Origin of the sequence: Undibacterium sp. Ji83W (genome assembly GCF_049340385.1) — a bacterium.
Lineage (GTDB): Bacteria > Pseudomonadota > Gammaproteobacteria > Burkholderiales > Burkholderiaceae_D > Undibacterium.
Map to the genome: position 1 here is coordinate 88,197 of NZ_JBMPOZ010000013.1, position 24,946 is coordinate 113,142.

At 50.5% G+C, this 24,946-nt stretch carries 16 protein-coding genes and 1 pseudogene; 9 read left to right on the forward strand and 8 right to left on the reverse strand.

The features are described 5' to 3' along the window. Positions 1-243 precede the first annotated feature (243 nt). Positions 244-2,970: a TonB-dependent receptor gene (locus ACO0LD_RS20430; protein WP_423010019.1), complete on the forward strand. Its 2,727-nt coding sequence runs from the start codon at positions 244-246 to the stop codon at positions 2,968-2,970. 79 nt (positions 2,971-3,049) lie between these two features. Next, positions 3,050-3,865, forward strand: a complete 816-nt coding sequence (locus ACO0LD_RS20435) for a DUF1868 domain-containing protein (RefSeq protein WP_423010020.1) — start codon at positions 3,050-3,052, stop codon at positions 3,863-3,865. A gap of 171 nt (positions 3,866-4,036) precedes the next feature. Here ACO0LD_RS20435 and ACO0LD_RS20440 read toward each other — a convergent pair whose 3' ends face one another. Beyond that, positions 4,037-4,561, reverse strand: a complete 525-nt coding sequence (locus ACO0LD_RS20440) for a hypothetical protein (protein WP_423010021.1) — start codon at positions 4,559-4,561, stop codon at positions 4,037-4,039. A gap of 740 nt (positions 4,562-5,301) precedes the next feature. On the opposite strand from ACO0LD_RS20440, the gene ACO0LD_RS20445 reads away from it, so the two are divergent. Further along, a complete protein-coding gene (locus tag ACO0LD_RS20445; protein ID WP_423010022.1) occupies positions 5,302-7,380 on the forward strand; it encodes a multicopper oxidase family protein in 2,079 nt (692 codons plus the stop codon). 66 nt (positions 7,381-7,446) lie between these two features. Here the strand turns inward: ACO0LD_RS20445 and ACO0LD_RS20450 are convergent. Then, positions 7,447-7,524: pseudogene (locus ACO0LD_RS20450) on the reverse strand (short chain dehydrogenase); the annotation flags it as partial. A 406-nt stretch (positions 7,525-7,930) separates the two neighbouring features. Between ACO0LD_RS20450 and ACO0LD_RS20455 the strand changes: the two are divergent. Next, positions 7,931-8,524 carry a hypothetical protein gene (locus ACO0LD_RS20455; RefSeq protein WP_423010023.1) on the forward strand — a complete coding sequence of 198 codons (594 nt, stop codon included), beginning with the start codon at positions 7,931-7,933 and terminating at the stop codon, positions 8,522-8,524. Positions 8,525-8,695: 171 nt separating this feature from the next. Here the strand turns inward: ACO0LD_RS20455 and ACO0LD_RS20460 are convergent, their stop codons facing one another. Further along, on the reverse strand, positions 8,696-11,182 hold the full coding sequence (locus tag ACO0LD_RS20460; RefSeq protein WP_423010024.1) for an adenosylcobalamin-dependent ribonucleoside-diphosphate reductase: 2,487 nt from the start codon (positions 11,180-11,182) through the stop codon (positions 8,696-8,698). Positions 11,183-11,879: 697 nt separating this feature from the next. Here ACO0LD_RS20460 and ACO0LD_RS20465 point away from each other — a divergent pair. Beyond that, positions 11,880-17,171, forward strand: a complete 5,292-nt coding sequence (locus ACO0LD_RS20465) for a two-component regulator propeller domain-containing protein (RefSeq protein ID WP_423010025.1) — start codon at positions 11,880-11,882, stop codon at positions 17,169-17,171. Here the strand turns inward: ACO0LD_RS20465 and waaA are convergent. Both waaA and ACO0LD_RS20475 read right to left on the reverse strand, forming a co-directional pair. Next, complete coding sequence (gene waaA / locus ACO0LD_RS20470) at positions 17,166-18,452, reverse strand: lipid IV(A) 3-deoxy-D-manno-octulosonic acid transferase (protein ID WP_423010026.1); 1,287 nt, start codon at positions 18,450-18,452, stop codon at positions 17,166-17,168. The genes ACO0LD_RS20465 and waaA overlap by 6 nt on opposite strands. 3 nt (positions 18,453-18,455) lie before the next feature. Continuing rightward, entirely contained in the window at positions 18,456-19,358 is a 903-nt protein-coding gene (locus ACO0LD_RS20475; RefSeq protein WP_423010027.1) for a DMT family transporter, read from the reverse strand. 393 nt (positions 19,359-19,751) lie between these two features. Here ACO0LD_RS20475 and ACO0LD_RS20480 point away from each other — a divergent pair, with 393 nt between their 5' ends. The 4 genes from ACO0LD_RS20480 (at position 19,752) to ACO0LD_RS20495 (ending at position 22,877) form a co-directional block, all read left to right on the forward strand. Next, positions 19,752-20,750, forward strand: a complete 999-nt coding sequence (locus tag ACO0LD_RS20480) for a hypothetical protein (RefSeq protein ID WP_423010028.1) — start codon at positions 19,752-19,754, stop codon at positions 20,748-20,750. Positions 20,751-20,794: 44 nt separating this feature from the next. Then, entirely contained in the window at positions 20,795-21,640 is an 846-nt protein-coding gene (gene kdsA, locus ACO0LD_RS20485; protein ID WP_423010029.1) for a 3-deoxy-8-phosphooctulonate synthase, read from the forward strand. 63 nt (positions 21,641-21,703) lie between these two features. Continuing rightward, a complete protein-coding gene (locus ACO0LD_RS20490; protein WP_423010030.1) occupies positions 21,704-22,393 on the forward strand; it encodes an energy transducer TonB in 690 nt (229 codons plus the stop codon). A gap of 208 nt (positions 22,394-22,601) precedes the next feature. After that, on the forward strand, positions 22,602-22,877 hold the full coding sequence (locus ACO0LD_RS20495; protein WP_423010031.1) for a hypothetical protein: 276 nt from the start codon (positions 22,602-22,604) through the stop codon (positions 22,875-22,877). 19 nt (positions 22,878-22,896) lie between these two features. Here ACO0LD_RS20495 and ACO0LD_RS20500 read toward each other — a convergent pair whose 3' ends face one another. The 3 genes from ACO0LD_RS20500 to waaC all read right to left on the reverse strand — a co-directional run bounded on the left by ACO0LD_RS20500 (position 22,897) and on the right by waaC (position 24,893). Then, positions 22,897-23,262 carry a DUF6717 family protein gene (locus ACO0LD_RS20500; protein ID WP_422950827.1) on the reverse strand — a complete coding sequence of 122 codons (366 nt, stop codon included), beginning with the start codon at positions 23,260-23,262 and terminating at the stop codon, positions 22,897-22,899. An 87-nt stretch (positions 23,263-23,349) separates the two neighbouring features. Further along, on the reverse strand, positions 23,350-23,730 hold the full coding sequence (locus ACO0LD_RS20505) for a hypothetical protein (protein ID WP_423010032.1): 381 nt from the start codon (positions 23,728-23,730) through the stop codon (positions 23,350-23,352). 167 nt (positions 23,731-23,897) lie between these two features. Then, entirely contained in the window at positions 23,898-24,893 is a 996-nt protein-coding gene (waaC, locus tag ACO0LD_RS20510; RefSeq protein ID WP_423010033.1) for a lipopolysaccharide heptosyltransferase I, read from the reverse strand. Between the last annotated feature and the right edge of the window lie 53 nt (positions 24,894-24,946).

A 24,946-nucleotide genomic window follows, 5' to 3' on the forward strand; every position in this document is an offset into this window, starting at 1 on the left:
TGAGTAAATATACCTGCATGTATATGGATAGGTCTCAATCTTGCCATTGCTTTGCATTTGTCTGGCTTGAGATGCAAATGTTCTCTTGGAAAATTGCCAATGAAATATAAAATCACATAAAAACCACAAAATCATCCATGGTTTAGGTTTCGTGTAATAATTAAGTCACAGGAAGTGAATAAAATAAAAAAGGACGAGCTGACCCATTTTTCTGGGCAGACGAACTAACCAAGAGGACGACAAATGAAACCAGCACCGTATTCTCATCATGGCCACAATTCCAGCAGTCGCTACTATCCCCAGCGTAAACCTAGCCTGCTGCCGCAGTTATGCGGCCTGAGCCTGATCGCCCTGGCGGTCAGCAGTGCCTATGCACAAACTCCACAAACTGCCGAAGATGATAAAGTCAGCACGATTACCGTCACCGGCAAGGCATTGGCACTGAACAAAGCCATCTCCCAGAAGCGTGACGGTAATACTATTTCCGACGGCATTTCTTCCGATGAAATTGGTTCCATCCCTGACTTTGGTCTGGGTGAGGCGCTGCAGCGAGTAGCCGGGGTGTCGATGATCTTGAACAATGGCCGGGGCGAGGCGCAGTTCATGACCTTGCGTGGCCTGAACCCTGATTACAATTCCCTGACCATCGATGGCATCACCTTCCCGGGCACAGAAACCACCAGAAGAACAGTGTCGCTGGACGTGCTACCTTCTTCATTTTCAAAACAGGTGAATATCTACAAAAGCCTGAATGCAGACATGGATGGCAATGCCATCGGTGGCACCACCAACCTGGTGACCCGTAGCGGCCTGGATAAACGTGGCTTTCATGTCTCTGGCCGGGCCGATGTCTCGCAATGGCGGGCGTTGGAAAAGAGTGACTCCAAACCCTCCGGGCAAGCCGAAATGACCATCAGCAACACCTTTGGAAGCAATAACCAGTTTGGTGTACTGATGTCAGTCGGTTATTACAAACGGCAATCGTCGTCCTTGCTGACTTCGCTTGATAGCTATAGTTATTTCCCGGCCACAGGCAGCCAGACAAATGCTGCCAAAATCAACCAGACCACCGCCAGCGTGGATGGCAGCATCGCTTTTCCTGATCGCGAAAGATGGCTGACTTATGACAATAACCGCGAGCGAAAAAGTCTGTTCGCCCGCTTTGATTTTGATAATCGCGAAGACCTGAGCGCCCACTTGACCGCAGGTGCGTTTGAACATGTCAACACCGAAGACCGTCGCTCGCAATGGTTGCAAAATGCCACTGCCGCGACTTCTCCTGTCAATATCATTTCCGCTACTGATGGCAGCGTCGGTGTGGGGCAATCACAAACTGATTATTCTGCCTTTACGCAAACCCGCCGCATCAGTTATGTAGAGGCCGGTTTTGCCTACATGCCAGCCAAAGACAGCGTGATTGAAGCAGTCGTCAACAGTGCGCTGGGCAGCTACCGGCAAGAGTCGCAGTTGTATACCTTCGTCAGCGCCAATTCTGCCAGCCTGGCCTACAACTACAGCGACCAACCCGGCCAGATGCCCGTGCTGACACCGGTCAACCGCGCTTATCTGCAAGATGCCAGAAACTTTACGCAGACTGAAAACACACGCAATGACGAACAAAGCAAAAATCGCTCAGTCGTCGCGAAAATCAGTTTTTCAAAAAACCTGGATGAAGGCTCTACCGGCTGGGGTTACAAAACAGGCCTGCAATCCAGGAAGCTGACGCAAAACTATAACTTCGATGAAGTATTGAAATACATTCCGGCGACCGGCGTCAGCATCCCGTTGTCTGCAGTAGGTGCCAGCACCGTAGCGATCACACCTTACACCAGCAACGGACAGACCCTGCTTTTGGCTGATCCTGCCAATGCCCAGGCTTACCTGAACGCCAATCCGGGTAAATACATTCTGTCCAGCGCCACCATGATCACCAACAGTACGCAAAAAGACTTCAACATCAAGGAAGATGTTAATGCGGCCTATGCCATGGTAGCCTACCGCGCTAAAAACTGGTCAGCCACGGCTGGCCTGCGCTATGAAGAAACCAAACTCGATATCGACACCTATGTACCTGCACCGCTGAACCAGACTGCAGTCTTTGCTCCCAGCGCAACGCATTCGTCCTATGCCAAAGTCCTGCCGTCGCTGAATCTGATCTATGATTTCAGCGACAGTCTCAAATTAAGAACAGCCTACAACAAATCACTGGGCCGTCCCACCTATGCTGATCTGGCACAAAATTCCAACAGTGTTAGCGGCACCACCATCAGCATCACACAGGCCAACCCCAACCTGGTGGCGCGCACGGCCAATAATTTCAATGCATCGCTGGAATGGTATCCGTCCAACACCAGCATGATCTCGGCCGGTGTTTTCCGAAAAGACATCGACAATGAAATTGCCAAGCTCACCCGTACCGAAAACCTGACGATAGCCGGCACCATTTACCAAAGTAATACAACGCAGGCGCAGAATGTTGGCAATGCCAGCGTCACCGGGTTGGAACTACAGTTAGTGAATACAAAATTCAGCAGCCTGCCGGCTCCCTTCAATCAGTTTGGTGCCAGCTTGAATTACACGATCATGGACATGAATCCTTCTTCCATCACCATGCAAAACAAAACGCAAAGGCAAATGCCGGCACTGCTGGAATCGGCAAAATCCATCGCCAATGCGTCGCTGTTGTGGGGCAATGGCAATGTCAGCGCACAACTCAGCTATAACTGGACCGGGCCAACCCTGATCACACTGTCCACCACCAATGCCGCGCAAGATGTGTATTACAAAGCCTTTGGCACCTTTGACAGCCAGATCAAATATGCGTATTCAAAACGGCTGGGCATCGTGATGCAGGCAAAAAATCTGTTGAATGCACATCCGGGCCGCACCACCGGCTTGCAACAGCAATTGGTACAACAAGAATTTGACAATGGTCGTGCGCTATTCCTGGGCCTGACCTACGCCATGTAAGACCACGAACCACATCAGTTGAAAACCCATGGCAGCGCTGCCCCTTGCATGCTGTCATGGGCAATACGGAGAAAATCACATGCAAATCAGCAGAAGACATTTACTGTTAGGACTGGGCAGTGCCGTCAGTGCCAGCCTGCTCAAACCTGCCTGGGTCGGTGCCGTTGAAGGACAAGCCTGCGAAGGCGTATTCCCCGTCCCTTCCGGCAAACCGGCAGATACGGGGCCGGGTAAAAAATTCGGCACGGCAGGAGAAGTACAATTCTTCCCCGGCAATACCATCATCTGCCACCTGCCGCCTGCCAGCCCGACATATACCGAAGTCGCGATCGCCTGGCAACAGTTACAAGACCAGACAGGCAAAACAAATATCACCTGGCTACCACCTACTTCATATCATGTGACGATTTTTGAAGGAGTGGTAGATGCGGCAAGGCGGCCTGGCAACTGGCCGCATGGCTTACCGCTCGATGCGCCACTGGAAGAATGCCATCGCTACCTGGCTGAACGCCTGCGCCAGTTTGATCTGGGCGTCACGCTGCCACTACGCTTCGTCATTGATGACTCCCCCAGGCAAAAAATCACGACCGCCATCCCGCTCAAATGCATAGACGATACCGAGGCCAAAAAGCTGAGTGATCTGCGCAATCGCCTGTCAGTGGCGACAGGCATCAGGCTGGCAAATCATGACGGCTATGAATTTCATAGCACGGGTGGCTATTACGTGAAGCAGTTCAGTAGCTGCGAGGCAAGCACTTACCAAAAGAATTTCCAGGTGATGGTAAGCAAGCTGAAAAAAAAGCTGCCCATCATTGAATTAGGTAACCCCGAATTTACGCAGTTCAGTGACATGAGTCATTTTGAAAGGCAGTTTTACCTTTCCAGCCGCAGCTAGCTGAACTGGTTAAGTAAGCTATCAAGAGGCGATCGCAAAATTAAGCTTGATTTGTTTGTGACTCCCTGAGGTACTGCCTGCATCATCGGGGAGAAGCTGAGCTTGTCGAGTTACTTTATTTTGCAACAATTTCTAAGCTATCCAGGCTGTGAAGGTGATTTTCAGCAGCAATCACAGTTGCCGGTCTTCCGCCTTGAATGTACCTTCAGTGATCGTTAGCACTGCCTTGGTCTTTGTATCCCTAAGCTCAAAAGAAAACTTGCCTTCGATAAGCTTGCCATTGACGGCAGTAATCTCCAGCATGTTCTTGCCATCACGCACAATGTATTCAGCCACCGGTTCGCCAAAGGGTTTCTTGCTTTCACCCTTGATAAATTTGACTTCGCAGCCGCTATTACTAAAATCCTTTGCTAGATACTTGACCGGCTTGCCGTCCAAATTCCTGCAGATAATACTCAGGCGGTCTGTCAGTGTCTTGGGTGGAGGATAGGCAGATGCACCTTTGGTCGAAGCGATCAGGTTCAGTACACCCTTGGTCGGTATCAGATAGGTAATGCCATCATCATCACTCTCAAATAACTTCCCATCAATTTTTGCACTGAGCTGCTGTGGTGTCTTGGCATGTGCCAGCAAGGCTGGTGTCATGCTGAATACTGCCAGTGATGCAGCAGCAATGATTGAACGAGATAGCTTCATGAGACTCCTTTGATAATCGAGCAAAAAAATCGATGATGCAATCTATGCGTTGAAAGTGCCTGGCAATTCAGAGGAAATGCGCGTAAGGTCAAAATTTCCCTTTTGTCACTATATCTCATTATTTGAATTAATACCCTATGTCCCTATTCAAAATCATTGATCTTCAGTTTGGTTTGTGTCGGTTGATAATTGTGAATCAAGCCATGATCGTTTTCGCCAAACCCAACAAAAATCTCTCTCTCGAGCAGAGTTAATCAGCGCTTCAACATCACTTCCGGCCGGGTGGTCCAACTCTAATAAAACACGATGATTCCCGACTCGCATTGTGCCAATGTGTCTGACATGCACATTGCGCATATCTCCTGAAATTCTGATACCAGGCTATAGGTGCGATGGAATACGACAGCACTAACCATCCTGAAGATCGTCTCCAAAGCCTTGTAAAAACCAGGATTTGAAACTAATTGAAAAATTTATCGAAAAAACAACAAATTTATGCTTATAACAGCTTAACTTTGTTGCAAGTTGCATGTCAGTTTTATAAACTGAGTTGGCAAAAAATAAATGACCAGAAAATGGCTTTTTGTTGACATGGCGACACCATGTGCTCCAGAAGCAGGTAATTTGAGCCTGGCAATATTGCTTCATAAAAAGAAACTGGTGGTCAACTTTATATATTGACTTGCTTACAAGAATTCATCGTTAACATTTATCCCTTCAATCAATTTCAAGAGCATTTTATGCACATACATTTGAAGCAAATACGCCTCCTTGCGGGCACTGCCGCCATGACTGGTGCCAGCCTGTTTTGTCATGCAGTACTGGCGCAAGAGGCCAAAGTCAAAGAAGCACCGCAAGCGCCACCACTGGCAAGCCAGATTGATGACCGCGATGTAGCGGCAGACTTGATCAAGCCCGCTGCCAACCTGCTGAGCGGTGAGCAGCGCAAGATGGTGGAAAGGTCAGGTCGTGAAATTCGTTACTTCCTGCCTATACAAATGACACCGGGATTTATCTACAATCCTTCGACAGGAGAATATGACAAAGTCTCGTTGCGCTCATATGGACGCAATGTTTCTGGCGCGCCAAATTTATTCCGCCCTGACTTTGTTGCACCTACGGTGGTCATGAAACCAGGGCAGACCGTGCGCTTTGATTTGAGTAACCGTCTCGACAAGGAACCAGATTGTGAGCTGGTCGCAAAAGACAATGTCAATACACCACATTGCTACAACACCACCAATCTGCATTCGCATGGCTTGTGGATTTCACCATCGGGCAATAGCGACAACGTGCTGCTGGCGATCAAGCCCAAGGTCAATTTTGAATACGAATACAATGTGCCGGGGGATCACCCGGCGGGTACTTTCTGGTATCACCCGCATGTGCATGGCTCTACTGCCATACAAGTTGGTAGCGGCATGGCCGGTGCCCTGATCGTCAAAGGCGACAGGCAACCTACCGTGCTTAGCAATGGTGACCTCGATACCTTGCTCAATCCCTTCAAACCGGCAGCTGGCAACTATGGCGAAGTAATGCTGATGCAGCAGATTCCTTATGCCTGCTTCATCAAGGGACCTGACCCCAAGAACCCGGGCAAAGAGATCGACGTGATACAGACCAATCCCGATGGCACCTGGCTGTGCAAGAAAGGGGACACTGGTTTGGTGCAGGATTTTGCTGCACAATTTGCCCCCGGTGCCTGGACTACTTCTGGCCGCCATACCCTGATCAATGGTTTCGCACGTAACCCTGCCAAGCCTTTGGTGATGGAAGCTGGCAAACTCTACCGCTGGCGTCTGGTTGATGCTGGTGTACGCGAACCTATTGCCTTGCGTATCCGCAAAATTGGCGATGTCAGCAAACTGACACCAACTGCCGCCACGCCAGAGGCATTGCAAGCCGAAGTAAAAAATGCCTGTGATGGCATTGACGTTCTGCAATTTGAAGTAGCAACCGACGGCCTGACCCGACCAAGCGCTTTCGCCAAGGTTACCAATACCCTGCAACCTGGCTATCGCAGTGACATCCTGTTCAGCCTGCCGGAAAGAGGTGATTACTGCGTCTATAGTGACTCTGGTGCGACCGGTTCTATCTCGTCCTTGCCAGACAATGCCAAGGTGATGACTGTGATCCATGCCGTTGGCAATAAAACCAGCGGCGATCAAACCCAGTTCGTCACCAAAGAACTGGTACGTGCAGCAGGCTTGTTGTCGAAAAGCGTGCGCGATACCATCATCAAGGATTTGAAAGATGGCCTGAAACTGACAAAGTTTGTGCCGCACAAGGCGATTCCAGAATCTGAACTCACCGATCCTCAAAAGCCGGTAGAGCTGACGCTGGGTATTGATTTCCGTGGTGACAAACCAAGCTTTGATGTCAATGGCGCACCCTATAAACCAGGCGAGGTCCAGCAGACCCTGATTTTAGGCCAGGTGCAAGAATGGCATATCAAATCCTATAACCCGACCAAGGACGGCGAAAGAAGTGTGCAGCATCCTTTTCATATCCACGTCAATCCATACCAGATTATCAGTATCACCGACAAAAACGGCGTTGATGTCAGCGCACTGAAGGATACTAAAGCGCCAACAATCGGGCAATACGCCGGTTTGCAGGGAGTCTGGAAAGACACCATCATGGCGACGCCAGGCTACACCGTCAAAACCCGTACCCGCTATCAACGTTATATCGGTGAATACGTGTTGCATTGCCATATCCTCGATCACGAAGACCAGGGCATGATGCAAAACGTCAAGGTCGTGCTGCCGGATGGTAATGGCGGTGCCTCCACCGGTGGGCATGGCGCGCATCACTAGCAGACTGTAACGTTGCACATCTTGAACCCTCAGAATGGCTGCCTGTACGGCAGCCATTCTGCTATCTGGGCCATTCAGCTCATCGTTGGCCGGTGGCGTAATGATGATGCCCGGACTGATCTCATTTATCCGTGCATCTCGCTTTCACGAGCGAACCGGCATGAAGTTGGCAATAGCACAGCGCCTTTTTAAAAATAGTGATGTTTAAGAGTGCAACTCAGATACTCACATGCTCGACTATTTGAGTCGCGGATTCAACAAATACTTGTCGGATAAAAAATGCAAAGTGCATTAATCTGTTCTTGACAAAGAACTTGTGTAAATCCATTAGTGTCCCAACGTGAGACTTTCCTCACTTTCCCTAACGGTTTACACGTTCGAAAAATATTTACAATTAAAATCAAGCGCTTGAAATCAAAAAATGAGACTTTGTTCGACGTGCGACACGTCATCGGTCAACATTTGCCGATGTCTGACCGTACTCACGCGTTACGATATCTATCAATGTCAATCGCATGATGTATAAAAGTATTACTATATCTAGGTAAATATGACAATTTTGCGTGTATCCCAATGGGGGGTGATTATCATCACTTTCTTATCTCTCTGTAGTTGCACAAGGCATGTCACAATTTCGATAACCGGGCTTTCGACTACAGACAAGATACCGGAGAGTGGTCAAGTTCATGAATATCCGAACTTACCCGAAAAGGACGACCAGCTTGGTCCTTACTACGTTCTATATATTGAATCTGAGGACGATATTCCTAAATTGGCCTCTGAATTTACCCACCATTTGTATTTCTCGTTAATTCCATGCTCGCAGGCAGAGTCCGGTTATGAATTATGGGGCGGTGGCGTGTTCATTGACTCCGGAGAGAACTCTGTAGCATCTGCCATCAGTAGCACTGGACACAAAGCGAACCGATACAAGGTTCACATACCAATTAAAGCTGAGCCAATTATTCAGCTTGTTCACGGTATTGGTGCACTTGACGTCAAAAGTTATCTGGGCAGGGTCTATAAAGAAGATTTGTGTGTTCGGATAGGTGGAGGACAGATGGGGGGAGGGGCCTTATTATCTAACTCAGTCAAAACACCACTGCATTTTGATGGCGAAGCAGGATTTTCAGTTGCGCCGTAACATCAATCCATACGCGAAATTCACAATCTCGAACTAGCCGCATTTTTTTTGTTTAAGAGGTACTAAAAACAATGCCAGTGAATTTCACTGGCATTGTTTATTTAAGTATAAAAAAATTAGTCGCAGCTTATGCTGTAACCCACAAGTTGCTACCGATATCTGGCCTGCAAGTTAGCCGCAAGCCCCTACATAACCACAGGACACACAACGGCTGCAGCCATCTATTTTTTGCAAGGCATGCGCACCGCAATCCGGGCATTTTTTGCCAGTAGGGATGTAGCTGATAGGCGCGGTTTCGCCTTCATAGGCGAGGTCATCCATGCCATAGTGGTGGCTTCTTTGTTTGAACTTTTCTGCCAGTACGGTGATAGGGATCTGGTTGCCAGCGGCGTCGAGGAAGCCCCGTTTCATCAGTATGCGTTGCAGCGAGTAACCGATGGCGGCAACTTCGGATTCATGGAACAGCGGTGCCTGTGAGCCATCGTCCTTGGTGATCATGCCGCAGCGTACTGTACCCTTGTCCCACACCACTTCACGCATGTCTGCCAGTGCCTTGGCGATGGAGCCGCCTGAGCGTGCTGCCATTGACAGCAAGCGCATGCTGGCTGATATCCATTGCTGGCCGTCGTTCTTTTGGCCAGCAGGCATGAAGAATTCAAATGGACGTTCGATAGTCGCGCGCTCGCCACCGACCATGCCATCTATGTGGATGAAGCTCACCGTCAGGTAGACAGTTTTCTTGCCCTCGTAAGTCATGTACTGCACTTTGGAAGTGACAGATTCCAGGTCGCCAAACGGGCGGCCATCAAATTGCTTGCGCAGCAGGTCGTCGTCAGGTGTTTGTTTGACTTCTGGTGCGGCTTCAGTGGAGACAGATAAAACGCTGCCGAGTATGCTATTCGGACGGTAAGTCGCCAGGCCTTTGAGGCCAGCGCGCCAGGCATCCATGTACAGGTTCTGGAAATCTTCGTAAGGATAATCTGACGGTACGTTAACAGTTTTGGAAATCGCAGAGTCAATGTATGGCTGCACGACCTGCAACATCTTCATGTGATCGCTGGCTGACATATTGAGGGCCGTGACAAACTGCTTGGGCAGCTTGCTGTCGTCAGACACATCATTGCCCTGATGGCGATACAAACGCCATGCATGGTCTGCCACTTCATAGACTTTGGCATCGCCAACCGCCATGCGTTTCTTGCGGTTATACACCCAGGAGAACGCCGGTTCTATACCGTTAGAAGCATTGTCAGCAAAGGCCAGGGTGATGGTGCCGGTAGGGGCGATGGACAACAAATGAGAATTGCGCAAACCATGTTTGGAAATCGCATTGCGTACGTTTTTAGGCAGGCGTTTGGCGAAAGCACCGGCCAGGTATTTTGTACTGTCGAACAGAGGGAACTGGCCTTTTTCTTTCGCCAGTTCTGCCGATGCCAGGTAGGCGGCATCGCGCATGACTTCAGATACTTTTTGTGCGAATGCGCGGCCAGCATCAGAATCATAACGCTGACCCAGCATGACCAGGCTGCTGCCCAGGCCAAGGAAGCCCAGGCCGACGCGGCGCTTGGACATGGCTTCGGCTTTTTGCTGTGGCAAAGGCCAGGCCGTGGCATCCAGCACATTGTCGAGCATGCGTGTGGCAACAGTCACTACTGCTTCAAAAGCAGAGAAGTCAAACTCGGCTGCATCAGTGAATGCACCCTTGATGAAGCGCGTCAGGTTGATGGAACCCAGGCAGCAGCAGCCATAATCAGGCAGCGGTTGTTCTGCACATGGATTGGTGGCTTCAATCTTTTCGCAATAGTAAAGATTATTCTCGGCATTCATGCGCGACAAAAACAGGATGCCCGGTTCTGCATGGTCGTAGGTCGACTTCATGACCTCATCCCACAGATTACGCGCACGTACGGTTTCATACACCCACAAACCATCTTCACGCTGCCAGGCACCGGCTTCTTTCTTGTCTTCGCCAGGTTCAGCTTTATGTACCAGGCAGTAATCTGTATCTTTGGCCACTGCTTCCATGAATTCATCAGTGACGCCGATGGAGATATTGAAGTTGGTCAAACCACCCTGGTCTTTGGAGCGGATGAATTCGAGGATGTCAGGATGATCACCACGCAAGACGCCCATCTGCGCGCCGCGACGGGCACCGGCAGATTCCACTGTCGAGCAGGAGGCATTGAAGACCTGCATGAAAGACACCGGGCCGGAGGCGCGTGAACGGGTGCCGCGCACCAGTGCGTCCTTGGGGCGTATGGTAGAAAAATCATAGCCTACACCACCACCACGACGCATGGTTTCTGCAGCATCTGCCAATGCAGTATAAATGCCGGGTTTGCCATCAGTGGCACTGGAAACAGAGTCACCTACCGGTTGTACGAAGCAGTTGATGAGGGTCGCATGCAAATCCATGCCAGCGGCAGAGTTGATGCGGCCTGCAGGCACGAAACCATTTTTTTGCGCCCACAAGAATTTTTCTTCGTAGTATGCCTGGAAATCTGGCTGCTCTGCGCTGGCCAGTGCTTTGGCAACACGAGACTGCACATCGTGGATAGTGACTTCATCACCTTTGGCGTATTTTTCCAGCAAGACATCAAGGGAGATTTCTTGAGGAGACATTTCTGTCAATCCTAAAATTTTTTCGTTTGCGTTCATGTGAGAAAGTTTTCTTTGTTACTTGTTGCAGAGATGATTCCGAAAGCTCGCCAGTCAGGATAAATAGTAAGGCGAATACCAGGCTGATTTATTCCGTTCGGGGCTTTTTAAGAAAGGCGAAGACGCAGGGGGATATTCCCATTGTAAAAAACAAGCTCTACAAGTATTGCTCTATTGAAAATAAGACACTTAAATACCGGGCATCCTGGCGTCTGATGGCATTCATTATAAACCCCGTTGCCACATTTTTTCTTGAGCTGGATCTAGATAAGAGCAATCCTTAAAGCAATACATAGCAAAATTACCAAGCTGAAATTTTCATGAAAATTACTGGATTTTGCGGTTAATGGAAGCTACAGGATTAATGCAGGATTTTTGTATATAAATGCCTGAAGTTATTCTTTATGGCAAGCATGTTTGTATGACATTACCAGATGTTTATCTACAAAAAAATTCGTTATGGGACTTGTTATTCAGATATATGTTTTTACAAACAAAATAGCTACTTCATCGTTTCCGATATTGGTCTGATGTCAGTAAGTCTTGCCAATATTGCCGCTTTTTCGCGATTTCCCTACAAACTGTAAAAAACTCTGTGAAAGACAGGGATATCGATGATTTCTTGATGACTGAATAACATATACTTGAATCACTAAAATCCGGTAAATTCAGAGGGCACATAATGAGGCAGGACAGTTTGGCTAAGCGATATCTTTATCCTCAGTTTCTGTTCACCTGCGCCAGCATATTGTGTCTGGCGCTCTTGCTGACTTCAGTGCTATTTTGCCAGCCTGTGATGGCGGCCAGTGTACAAAGCCTGCGCTTTGAGCAAGTCGGGCGTGACCAGGGCTTCCAGCATGAATCCGTGCAATCCATGCTGCAAGACCGCCAGGGTTATATGTGGTTTGGTACCCAGGGTGGCCTGCACAGGTATGATGGTTCCAAGGTGGTATTTTTTCGCCATGATCCTGCCCGGCCCGACAGTCTGGCAGATAACTGGGTCTGGGCTCTGCATCAGGATGGTAAGGACAGGATCTGGGTAGGTACGCGCAATGGTGGCCTGCATAGATATGACATGGCGACCGAAACCATGGTCAGGTATAAGCGCAACCTGGCTGATATCCGCAGCTCCGGCGGTAACCAGATACAAGCCATTATCAGTGACAGCAGTTCTGGTCTGTGGCTGGCCACGGGCGATGGTCTGGCGCATTTTGACCCTGATACTGCCCGTTTCCAGATTTTGCGCCATGATGACAAGGATGCCGCCAGTATTGCCAGTGATCAGGTCAGTGCACTGAGCCTGGATAAAGACGGCAATTTATGGGCGGGCACCAATGCCGGTTTGAGCGTCATGTACCGGGGCAAGGCTGCTTTTGAGAATTTCCGTCTCGATAGCGACGGCAAGCCAGACCCACGCCACAATAATGTACAAAGCATACTCAGCGACAAGCAGGGCAATCTATGGATAGCCACTGCTGCCGGTCTGGAAATCTGGTCTAAAGAACGTACCAGAAAACGGCGTCTTGGTCTGGCTGAAGGCTTGGACCCCGGCCCTGTTTCTTCCCTGCTGGAAGACAGCGATGGTGTCATCTGGATAGGTACGGATGATGGTCTCAAGCGCTGGAATGCTGCTGACAACAAGTTCACTTCATACCGCCATCATGCCAGTGACAGGCATAGCCTGGCAGACAACCGTGTCACCCGCTTATTGCAAGACCGTACCGGCACTTTATGGGTAGGCACCTGGCTGGGTGGGGCCAGCCGCACCAATCTTTCCAGCGGCGGCTTTGAGCGTCTGCTGCATTTGCCCGGCGAGGCCAGGACCCTGAGCAATAATACCGTGTCAGCCATAACCAGCAAGGATGGTGTGGTGTGGATAGGTACGGGCGAAGGTTTGAACCGTCTGGACAAGGCCAGCGGCCAGATACGTGCTTACCAGCACCAGGAAAAGCAGCCAGGCAGCCTGAGCAACAGCAAGATCAGGGCCTTGAAACTGGCACCTGAAGGCAAGCTTTGGGTAGGTACGCAAGATGGTTTGAATCTGTTTGATACGACGACTGAACATGCCCAGCATTTCCAGAATGATCCCAAGCAGCCAGATAGCATCAGTTCCAATATCGTGCATTCGCTGGCCTATGACAAGGCAGGTAATCTGTGGGTGGCCAGCGATGACGGTTTGAATCTCATGCAGGGTAGCAAATTCAAGCGTTACATGCACAACCCCAAAGATAGCGACAGCCTCAGTCATGGCCGGGTAGTGTCCATCTTGTTTGATCATCGCGACCAGTTTTGGGTAGGCAGCTTTGGTGGGCTGGACAAGCTGGACCGCAGTACTGGCCGCTTCGAACACTACCGGCATGAACCGGATAATACCGATAGCCTTAGTCATAGCCGTGTGTATGCGGTGTATGAAGATAAATCTGGGGTGATCTGGGTGGGCACGGCCAGTGGCCTGAATCAAATGGTACAGGGTGCTGATGGCAAGGTCAGTTTCATCCGCTATGGCGGTGCACTGGGCAATGATGCGACCGCAGGCTTTGCTGAAGATGAGGCGGGCAATCTTTGGATCAGCACCGATGGTGGCTTGTACAAGCTGGGGCCAGACAGGAAAACGCTGAAGAAATATACTGCCGATGATGGTCTGGTCGATGGCACTTTCACGGTCGGTGCCAGCCATCGTGATGCCGATGGTGCCTTGTACTTTGGTGGCTTTCAGGGCATGGCCTGGTTTTATCCCAAAGCCATACGCGACAATAATGCCAAGCCGGTCACGACGATTACGGATTTCCAGATTTTCAACCAGTCTGTGCGCGGTGGCAAATTACCCGCAGGTGTGAAAATGGATGGCAATATTTCTGATGCCAAATCTATTACCCTGTCTTACAAACACAGCGTCGTGTCGATAGAATTTGCGGCACTGAATTATTCTGATCCTCAGCATTATCGCTACGCCTATAAGCTCGATGGCTTTGATGAAGACTGGGTGCAAATCGATGGCGCCCACCGCGCCGCCAACTACACCAATCTGGGCGCAGGCGAATATGTCTTCAGAACTCGCGCCGCTACCAAGGATGGTGAATGGAATGATCAAGGCGCCAGCCTGCTGATCACTATCACCCCGCCATTCTGGATGGAGTGGTGGTTCAGGATTATCGTCAGCCTGATCTTGCTGGGACTTATTTATCTGGTGTATCGCTGGCGTGTCAGCCGCTTCTCTGACCAGCAAATTCTGCTGGAAGAACTGGTCAGGCAAAGAACTGCCGAGGCTGACCGTGAGCGCAAACGCCTGACAGACCTCACCGATGTCTTGCCGCTGTCGGTCTACCAGTATCGTGAAAGACCAGATGGCCAAAGAGAATACGCCTACGTCAGCGAGAATGTCAAAAACGTCATGGGTGTGCCGGCAGCAGACTTGCTGGCTGACAAAGACGCCCGCTGGCGCACCACGCTACCTGAAGACAGGGAAGTTGCCGAGACCAGCCTGAACCGGGCTGTCGATAACCGCACCTCCAGCAATTTCCACCAGCGCGTAATGGTGGATGGCAAGGTGCGCTGGTTGCGTTCACAAACCGTGGCACCCAAGCGTGTCAATGGTGACTGGATATGGAATGGTTTCTGGATCGATGAAACCGAAACCTATCTGCAAAAAGACGAACTGCGCGAAGCCAAGGAACAGGCAGAGCAGGCCACTGTTGCCAAGTCTTATTTCCTGGCGAACATGAGCCATGAAATCCGCACGCCTATGAATGCCATTATCGGTTTATCCCACCTGGCCAAGAAAACCCGCCTCACTTTGAAGCAGCGCGACTACATCGATAAAATCCATAGCGCCGGTACTTCTTTGCTTGGTGTAGTGAATGACATCCTGGATTTTTCCAAGATAGAAGCGGGCAAGCTGGATATAGAATCTGCCGAATTTGTACTGGCCGATGTCATCGACGATGTTGCCACCATCGTCAGCCATAATGTCGCAGAAAAAGATATAGAGCTGGTATTTGATATCGACACCCATGTTCCCCACAGCATGCGCGGTGACCCTTTGCGCCTGGGGCAGATCATTACCAACCTGGTCAATAACGCCATCAAGTTTACCGACCGGGGCTCGGTCATCATCCTGGTCAAGCAGGTGCAGGCTGAAGTCGACAAGGTGCAATTGCAATTCAGTGTGCAAGATACTGGTGTCGGCATGACAGAAGAGCAGCAAGAAAACCTGTTCCAGGCCTTTACGCAGGCGGATAGTTCCACCACGCGCAAATATGGCGGCACGGGCCTGGGCCTGACGATATCGCGGCATCTGGTTGAACTCATGGGCGGTTCTATCTGGGTGGAAAGCCAGGTAGGCAAAGGCAGTAATTTCCAATTCACTTCCTGGTTCGCTTTTGCCAGCCCGGCACCACAAATCATCTTGCCTGCGCAAGTACAAAACCTGAAGTTGCTGGTGGTGGATGACCATGACGTGGCACGCCTGCATTTGCAAAAACTGGGGCAGCAACTGGGCCTGACTGTGAATGCTGCCAACAGCGGCAAACTGGCACTGCATATGCTGAGCGAAGCCAGGGTACTTGGTCACCCGTATGATCTGCTCTTGCTTGATGCCCATATGCCAGACATGGATGGTGCCGCCACCATGAATGCCATTGCCGCCAGCATGGGCAAGGAGACACCGCAAGTCATCATGCTGACCACCATGAGTTTTGATGAAACCACCATGCAGGCCAGGACCCATGCACCGCTTGCTTATCTGTCCAAGCCCACAGGCATGGCGGGCTTGCTGGAGATATTGCTGCGCATTAGCGCTTCATCGCGTGAAGCACCGGTCAGCACCGCAACCGAGACGCACAACGACTGCCGCTTTGAAGGCTTGCGTGTCTTGCTGGTGGAAGACAATCACATCAACCAGCAAATCGCTGCAGAACTGATGACTGAGGCAGGCATTATTGTTGAAGTGGCCGACAATGGCCGCATTGCCATCGACAAGCTCAATCGTGGCAACCCTTATGACATCGTGCTCATGGATTTGCAAATGCCTGAGATGGATGGTTATGCCGCCACCACCGTCATTCGTTCTTACCCCGAATGGCTGGACTTGCCCATCATCGCCATGACGGCTCACGCCATGAATGAAGAGCGGCAACGCTGCCTGGACACTGGCATGAATGACCATATTGCCAAACCGATAGACCCGGACAGTTTCTTTGAAACCCTGAGCCGCTGGTGTGGTCGTCGCATGCCTGGTTACCAAACTGATCTACCAGCCAGCGCAGGCATACAGCCGCCTGCTGCAGTTGCGCCTGCTTCAGCTAAACCTCCCGCAGCGGCAATCAAAGCTGAACCAGCGAAGCCAGAAGTTGTTGTTCATGATCTGACCATACCCGGTGTCGATGTCGCGCCAGCCTTGCGCCGTTGCGGGCAAAATCTTGACCTCTACCTGCGTCTGCTGCAAATCTTTGTCGACAGTGCTGCATCCACGCCAGACAAGATCAGGCTGGCGCTGGAGAAGGGCGACCGTGGCACTGCCGAGCGCGAAGCTCACACCATGCGCGGAGCCGCAGGCAACATCGGTGCGACCACGCTGGCGGCGGTATCAACAGAGTTGGAACTGGCAATTGAAAAGTCACAAGAGAACGAGGCGCTGATACAAAAATTCACTGCCGCCAGTGCCGAGCTGATCAATGCATTGAAGCAGGCTTTGCAGGAACAAGCGACTAAGGAAGCAAATGAGAAAGCAAATGAAGAGGCACATAAAGCCGCAGCCAAGGATGCTGATGCTGCAGAAGTAGCAGAAACAGCCCAGCTATTTGCCACACTGCGCCAGTATCTGGAAGAGTCAGACAGCGAGGCGCTCGATTATTTCAATACCCATCAGCTCAGCATGCGCAGGGTGCTGGGGACGCAGGCTGAAGAGTTTGTACAGTCGCTGCAAGTGTTTGACTTTGAAATCGCCTTGCAGATACTCGACAGTGTGGCTCCTGCAGACAGCACCTTATAGATATTTCTCCAGCATCTGCATGGTGCGCGCAGTCGCGCCCTGATGCTGCAAAAAGAAGGCATGGGCCGCTACGCCCATGCGCTGGCATTGCTTTTTATCTGTCAGCAAGGCGTGAGCCTGGCGGAACAGGCTCAGTGCACCATCAACACGGAAAGCCGCGCCGCTGGCAATAGCCTGGTCAGTGATTTCAGAAAAATTGAAGGTATGCGTGCCTGTCAGCACAGGCTTGCCCATGGCACAGGCTTCGATCAGGTTATGGCCGCCCAGCGGCACAAGGCTACCGCCAACAAAGGCGATGTCGCAAGCCGCATAATACATATACATCTCACCCATGCTGTCACCCAGTACAACCCGTATGTCTTCGCCTATGTGGGCGATCTCTTCATGATTCAGGCTGGAGCGGCGCAGGTATTTGATGCCATGCGATTCCAGCAGGCTGGCAACATGGTCAAAGCGTTGCGGGTGGCGTGGCGTGATGATCAGTAACGGGTTGGTTTGCAACAAAGGCACTTGCTCGACAAAGGCTTGCAGTATCAGTTCTTCTTCGCCATCGCGGGTGCTGGCACACAAGATTACCTGGCGTTCGCCAAAACTGCGGCGCAGGGCCGCGCCGCGTTCTGCCATCAGAGGTGGCGGCGTCACATCAAACTTCATATTGCCGGTCACGCCTGGCTGGTCTATACCCAGTTCATGCAGACGCAAGGCATCAGGATTTGACTGCGCAGCCACACTGCTGATGGCACGTGCCGCAGGCAGTATCAGCGAAGCCAGGCGCTGAGCCTTGCGCAGGGATTTTTCTGACAGGCGGGCATTCACCAGTGTCACAGGTATAGCCTTTGCTGCGCACTGGGCGATCAGGTTGGGCCAGACTTCCGTTTCTATCAGTATGCACAACTGCGGAGAAAAATGACGCAAGAAGCGCACTATCATCCAGTTGATGTCATACGGTAAAAATGCCTGTTGCAGACGCGGGCCTACATCGGCGAACAGCTTGTCGCCCGTTTCACGTCCTGTGGCGGTCATGTGCGTCAGCAAGATACGGTGTTCAGGGCAACGTGCCAGCAGGGCGCGTATCAGTGGCTCAGCCGCACGGGTTTCACCGGCAGAGACGGCATGCACCCAGATCGTCGGCATGCTGGCAAGAGTTGTATTCGCTGGATAAAAACCCAGGCGCTCGCCTATATGCTGGCGATAGCCAGGCTCAAGGCGGCCACGCCACCAGAGGCGGAACAGGGCAAACGGCAGGGACAGACCCCATACCAGGGAGTAAATAAGACGCATGCTTTATGTCCGACGGAAATTCACCAATACAATACCACCACACACCAGTACGGCACCCAGCGCAAAACGCGGGCTAATGGGATCGTGCATAAGAATGACACCAGCGGCCACGCCGAACAAGGGTGTCAGGAAAGAAAATACGGAAAGACGTGATGCCAGATAACGCCGCATCAGCCAGAACCAGGTCAGGTAACTGGCAAAGGCAATCACCACCGTCTGGAAAACCAGGCTGACGATACTGGTCGCATTCCATTGCGTGGGCAGGCTCTCACCACGCAGGAACACAAAAGCCAGCAAGATCACCGCAGCCACCACCAACTGGTAAAACAGCGTGGTTGTTGGTTCGGCTTCAGACAGGCTGGATTTGCGTATGGTAATCGTCGTCGCTGCCCACAACACGGCTGCCGCCACCCCAAAGCTGTCACCGATGAGCATATCAGCCACATCACGCTGGCTACTGCTGAAGGCGCCTGAGAAGGCGATTGCCACGCCCGCAAAGGCCGACAAGATACCTAGCCACTGTGTTGATTGCAAACGCTCAGCCGGGATCAGCCAGTGCAGGCCCAGTACAGTAAAAATAGGTGCAGTATATAAAAACACCGACATATGCGAAGCTGTGGTGTATTTCAAACCCAGCGATATGCATAAAAATTCTATGGCAAACAGGACACCTGCCGCAATGCCGGGTAAAACATGCTTGTCCCGCAGGGAAAATGGAATCTTTTTAACAAGTATCAACAACAGCACTAACAGCGCCGCCAGCCCGGAACGCAAACCCAGCTGCATGCTGGCACCAATTACTGGTGCTGCCAATTTAACCGCCACCTGCTGCAAACCCCAGCACAAGCAGAGTACAAGCATCAGGGATATGGCAAAACCATCAAGATTTTTACGGTGAGCGGACATCAAGCTTGGGAGTGTGGGCGAAGAGGTGGGAATATACCTGAAAACGGTGTGCAGGAGTGTATGTCTTGCTGGAGGTTAATACACAGCAGAGGATGTGTTTTTTTTATCAACAAGGGACGAAATCCCCTCAATTTTGTAATTATTTGTCTCTAATGCAAGTTCTTTGACGTTGCAGACTGAGTAATTTGATATAGGCAAGACTCTAAAATCGTCGCTCCTGCGCAGGCAGGAGCCTAGTGGCGTTCGTTGCTAACCATACTGCTTGAAAAGTGAACAAAGCTGAATAAGCTGCTTTGCACTTCTACAAAACCACCCCCATAAAATGATATCCTATGCTTCTTAAACAACATGCAAGGACATGTTGAACCACCCATCCATCTTGGAAATGAATAGATGAGCACAGATATCTTTTGGCAAGCACTGGCAAATGCACAGCCACAATTGCAGAAAATGGAAGCCCGCGATGCAATGGAGGCCATCAATGCATTACTGCAACCCCACTTCCCCAACCTGGCAGCAGAGTTGCAAGGCAAAATGGACGGCGGCGTGTATGACTTGATCATCACTGCGCACGGTGCTACCGAGCATTTCCAGGATGTCATGACACTCACGCAATCTGCGCCCAAACTGGCCATGTTTCAGCATGTGATTGCCTTCCGGGCGCGCACAGAAATGGGCGATTTTGGCATGTCCATGGATAATTTCAGCCTCAGCCCGGCTGATGTCCTGGTCGGGCATTATGCTGATGCGGGCAGGGTGGGTTTGCAATTGTGGTTTGCCAAAGCGATACCGCAAGACATGCTGGACCACGCAAGGCATATGTCCTTCATCCTGCTTGACCATGCCATCGGCGAATATGATTTCGCCATCAAGATAGGCCCGGTAGAGTTCATGGACGATGCGCCTGAACAGGCCACCGTCAGCCTGGCCGCTTTCCCGCCAGTGCTGGATAACTTCTGGCGTGATGAACTCAAGCATACTGCCCTGTTCCCCACAGGTGAGAATGAATGGACAGGTTTTGAGCTCGTCAGCAATACCGACCCCGACGACAAGCTGCTGGTACAACGCAATGAATCTGCCATGGCGCTGGTAGGCAGGGCAGACATGTTGTGGCGCGTGCAGGTCGATGTGGTGCTGGATCATAAAGATGACCTGGAAGCCGCACGCGAGTTTGAAGACCAGCTCGAAACCCTGCTCGCGCAAACCCAGGAAGGCATCACCAGCCAGATCACCCTGCATGGCAATGTGCGCAGCATGAACTGGCATGTCAGCGATATAGAAACTGCCTTGGCCAAGGCACATAAACTGGCACAAAACTTTGCTCCGCTGGAGTTTGATATCAGCAGCGAATTTGATCCGCAGTGGCAAGACTATCTGCGCTGGGTATCCTGAGCATATTCAGAAGCCTATACATTATTTTAAGAACTGGAATCATCTTGACTACCGTCGCCATCACCCCACAAATTCAAGCCAGCAACCAAAGCCCCTTCGTCCTGTTCGGTGGCATGAATGTACTCGAATCCAAAGACATGGCCTTGCGCGTCGCCGAAGAATACGTGCGCGTCACCAGCAAGCTGGGCATCCCTTATGTCTTCAAGGCCAGCTTTGATAAGGCCAACCGTTCTTCCATCCATTCTTACCGTGGCCCAGGCCTGGAAGAAGGCTTGAAGATATTCGAAGCCATCAAGGCAGAATTTGGCATTCCCCTGATCACCGACGTGCACGAGACATGGCAAGCAGCGCAAGTGGCAGAAGTGGTCGATGTCCTGCAACTGCCTGCCTTTCTGGCACGCCAGACTGACCTCGTGGTCGCACTCGCCAAAACGGGCCGTGTCATCAACATCAAGAAGCCGCAATTTTTGAGCCCTTCACAAGTACAGAACATCGTCGAAAAATTCAGGGAAGCAGGCAACGATCAATTGATACTCTGCGACCGAGGCACTTGCTTTGGCTACGATAACCTGGTGGTCGATATGCTCGGTTTTGCTGTCATGAAAAAAGTGACGAACAACCTGCCTGTCATCTTCGACGTCACCCACGCCCTGCAACAACGTGAAGCTGGCGCAGCAGCCTCAGGTGGCCGCCGTGAACAAATCGTCGAACTGGCCCGCGCTGGCATGGCAACTGGCCTGGCAGGCCTGTTCCTCGAAGCACATCCTGACCCGGCGCAGGCTAAATGTGATGGTCCCAGTGCCTTGCCGCTGGATAAGCTGGAACCTTTCCTGGCGCAGTTGAAATCGCTGGATGATTTGGTCAAGTCGTTTGCCAAGCTGGAGATTTGATCTCAAAGTTAATTTGAGGACTTTGTTGGCCTTGCCTGGTCTTGATCTGATATTTTTAAAAAAATGCTCAAAAATAAAATCTCTGCTTCCGGTTTCGTTTTACTGACACTGTTCAATGTACATTATGGAATAGCAAATGCCCAGCCGCAGGCTGAATCAAAGGCCGACACGAACAATGAAAAATCTGGTCAGGTTCAGGGAATTGCTCCAGTAAAAGCCTCTCCGTTTGATCGCTGCAAAACACCTGAATATTCGCGAGGCATAGCGCTCTCCGGGATAGACGGTAAAACGGTGCTTGAGCTCGGTATAAATTCTGCCGGGCGTGTGATGATGGCTGAAGTATCCCGTAGCAGTGGCTGGCGGGTTTTGGATGACGCTGTTTTGATGGCTCTGATAGGGTGCAAAGTCTATGAAAGCGTTGAGGCAGGAAAAAATCGCGTTAAATTTACCTTCATGTGGAATCTTGAAGACCAACCTGAAAAAAGACCAGAAGTGCTGGTTGATACTTGCATCAAATCCGAGTTTGTCAGTTTTGCAAAAGACGATGAACCTGGACGTGGTATCGTGATAGGCGTTCGCCTGAACGTGGATGGCACTATAGATAAAACCAATCTTGAATGGTCAATTGCCCCCAAATTAGACGAAGAGAGTATGAAGCTTGTCAACTCTTGCAAATTCAAGCCAGGCATGAATAACAAAAGAAACCGGTCATCATATATTTCCTTGCGCCTCTTGCCGCTGCGGTCAAATTAATTGTCCAGCATCATTGGCGAGTGTATTTTTCGGTAAAGATGTTTAAAGCGAGCATGTTCGCAGACCGCAATCATCTTACCGCTTTCCCACTAGAGCCGCTATCGACGCTCTGGCAAGACGTTTCAAAAGAAATATGCAGGATTGGGAATATGAAGCTACTGATGCAAACAGGATAGATGAATTTCTTGCTGCCTATGATAGCGGCGAGTTGAGTGCAGATGAAAAATTCACGCTGATGGCTATGCTTTTTCAGTCATTTTGGGACGCACTGGATGAAGGCAAGGCATTTTTGAATAGTGCAAGCTGGAAGCATTTTCTGGACTTGCTTGAACAAGATATACAGATACATATTTATCTTGTCTGGTACTGGTCCAGTGTTGATATGCCTGAAGCCGATCTTGAAAATCCTGACTATATGTTCTCTATCAGCCCTCTTATTAGACCCGTGCTTTTGCGGCATCAAGGTAAATTTGCCAGGCACTAGTTTGTTTGCCTGATTTGATTTAAACAGGTTTGATAACGGGATTATTCCTTGCCTTGACCTGCACATAAATTTCTTTCGGTGCTTCATCAAAATATTCAAACAAAGCAGGGCATAGCCATCCTTCCATATCCAATTGTTCTGAAAAATACCAGTTGCCGTCACAGTCCTCCCTGCTCCAGGAGAGTTTTATCTGGTGGCCAGGGAAGGCGATCGCAGAGAAAAGCATGATAAAACCTGATTCCGGGTCAGGAATTGTGGCAACTACCTTGTCTATCATTGTGTCTGCGCCGCACACGAAAGGCTCTTGCAGCAGGCCTACGCGTTCATCATCAAATACCCAACTGTCGCGGTATTTGTAGGGGGCGATTATGTTGATCGAATTCATTTGTATTTGCCTGTCAAATTTGAGTTACTCACTGTGGCATCATCAGCTATTTATCTGCTGACGATGATGAAGATGTCTGTGTTGCTTTTACAGACAGTCACCACAAGCACATGCCGTCAATATTGCGGCATAAGGGGCCATGATACAAAAGATGATGGCACTGAAGAATATTGCAAGAAGTATTTGCCATAAAGCGGGCTTTCTTCTCCAAATATGCTGAATGAAAATCAGGGTGAAGACGGAGACTGGTAAATATGCCGCAAAGTAATCATCCTTGAGTTCTTTGGCTGGTGCCCAGGAATAAGTCAGGGTGACAGAGACGACCAAAGCCAGCATCGTCAAACTGATGGCAAGGCAGCATGCTGCCACAATATTACCTGAATCGTGCCTGAAAACACCACTTAAACCGTAAAGTAGCATAAGGGCATTCGGGATGATCAGGAGCAATGCAATCTGATCTATTTGCATAAAAATGAGTAAATGACTTACGAAGGTATTTGAAAAGCGAGTTTGTGAAGTACAATTCTGAAATTAATACTCCATTTGAAGTGCTAAGAACGCCGCTGGATTCCAGCCAAAAGCACGCTGGAATGACGTTACTAACGGCACGGCTTTATTCTTAATCGTTAATACTGCTATGTTCCCGTTGCTCTCATTAATACGCTAATCGCATCGCGAACTTCTTCAACTGTCGCAGGCTCCCCGTTATCCCCAAGATTAATAATCCTGTCTGACCAGTTACCCTCAGTCTTCCAGCGCGGTGACGCGCAATAGATTTCTATGGTTGGGGTTTCATAAGCTGCGGCGATATGCGTCAGGCCGGTATCGACACCGATGGCAAGGCGTGCTTTTTGCGCCAGCAGAGTTGCTACCTGCATGGATAGTGCAGGCAGGACAGTCGCATTAGGCATGACGGCAGCCATGGCTTCAGCCTCGGCTTTTTCAGCAGCGCTGCCCCACGGTAGCAATATCGGTAATTCGTATTTTTTTAATTCGGCGGCAATAGCTTGCCAGTTCTCACGCGGCCATTTTTTTGCCGCACCTGCGGTGCCATGAAAGAACACTGCATACGGCGTAGCCGGCAACCATGCACATTGATCAGGGGGTATATCCGGCGCCTGCAAGCCAAAGCTGGCAGGTGTATTGACGGTATATCCACCAGCGGCAGCAGCAACCAGGCGCCCGCGCAAGACGGCGTGGGTGCGCGTGTCTACTGGTACGCTGATGTCGTGGAAGATTCTGGAAATGCCTTCATAACCCGAACCCTCAGTGCCATTAGCGAGGCCGACTTTTTTGCCACCTTTGACGGTTTTTGCCAGGCCCATGATGATGCCGGTTTTGAGTAAGCCCTGGGTATCAAGTACCAGGTCATATTGTTCTTGCCGTAATTGGCGAAAGAAATTCTTGATCTCATGTCGCGTTGCCGCCTGCCCCAGGCTCTTGCGCCAGCGGCGCAGGGCGAAGGGGAAGACCTGGTCTACGCCGGGATTGAGGCGCACAAGTTGCACATAGGCTTCTTCCACCACCCAGTCTATGCGCGCCTGCGGGAACTGGCGACGCAAGTCATCCACGATGGGCATATTATGCAAAACATCGCCCAGCGACGAGACACGAACAAGCAGAATTTTCACGATAGTAGTAAGACCGAAAATCTCACCACAGAGACACTGAGACACAGAGAAAA

Coding starts and splice junctions, on each gene's coding strand:
- ACO0LD_RS20455 (WP_423010023.1), top strand. CDS start 7,931: ATGACAATTTTGCGTGTATCCCAATGGGGGGTGATTATCATCACTTTC.
- ACO0LD_RS20430 (WP_423010019.1), top strand. CDS start 244: ATGAAACCAGCACCGTATTCTCATCATGGCCACAATTCCAGCAGTCGC.
- ACO0LD_RS20505 (WP_423010032.1), bottom strand. CDS start 23,730: ATGCAAATAGATCAGATTGCATTGCTCCTGATCATCCCGAATGCCCTT.
- ACO0LD_RS20475 (WP_423010027.1), bottom strand. CDS start 19,358: ATGTCCGCTCACCGTAAAAATCTTGATGGTTTTGCCATATCCCTGATG.
- ACO0LD_RS20445 (WP_423010022.1), top strand. CDS start 5,302: ATGCACATACATTTGAAGCAAATACGCCTCCTTGCGGGCACTGCCGCC.
- ACO0LD_RS20500 (WP_422950827.1), bottom strand. CDS start 23,262: ATGAATTCGATCAACATAATCGCCCCCTACAAATACCGCGACAGTTGG.
- ACO0LD_RS20435 (WP_423010020.1), top strand. CDS start 3,050: ATGCAAATCAGCAGAAGACATTTACTGTTAGGACTGGGCAGTGCCGTC.
- waaA (WP_423010026.1), bottom strand. CDS start 18,452: ATGCGTCTTATTTACTCCCTGGTATGGGGTCTGTCCCTGCCGTTTGCC.
- ACO0LD_RS20490 (WP_423010030.1), top strand. CDS start 21,704: ATGCTCAAAAATAAAATCTCTGCTTCCGGTTTCGTTTTACTGACACTG.
- ACO0LD_RS20440 (WP_423010021.1), bottom strand. CDS start 4,561: ATGAAGCTATCTCGTTCAATCATTGCTGCTGCATCACTGGCAGTATTC.
- ACO0LD_RS20480 (WP_423010028.1), top strand. CDS start 19,752: ATGAGCACAGATATCTTTTGGCAAGCACTGGCAAATGCACAGCCACAA.
- ACO0LD_RS20460 (WP_423010024.1), bottom strand. CDS start 11,182: ATGAACGCAAACGAAAAAATTTTAGGATTGACAGAAATGTCTCCTCAA.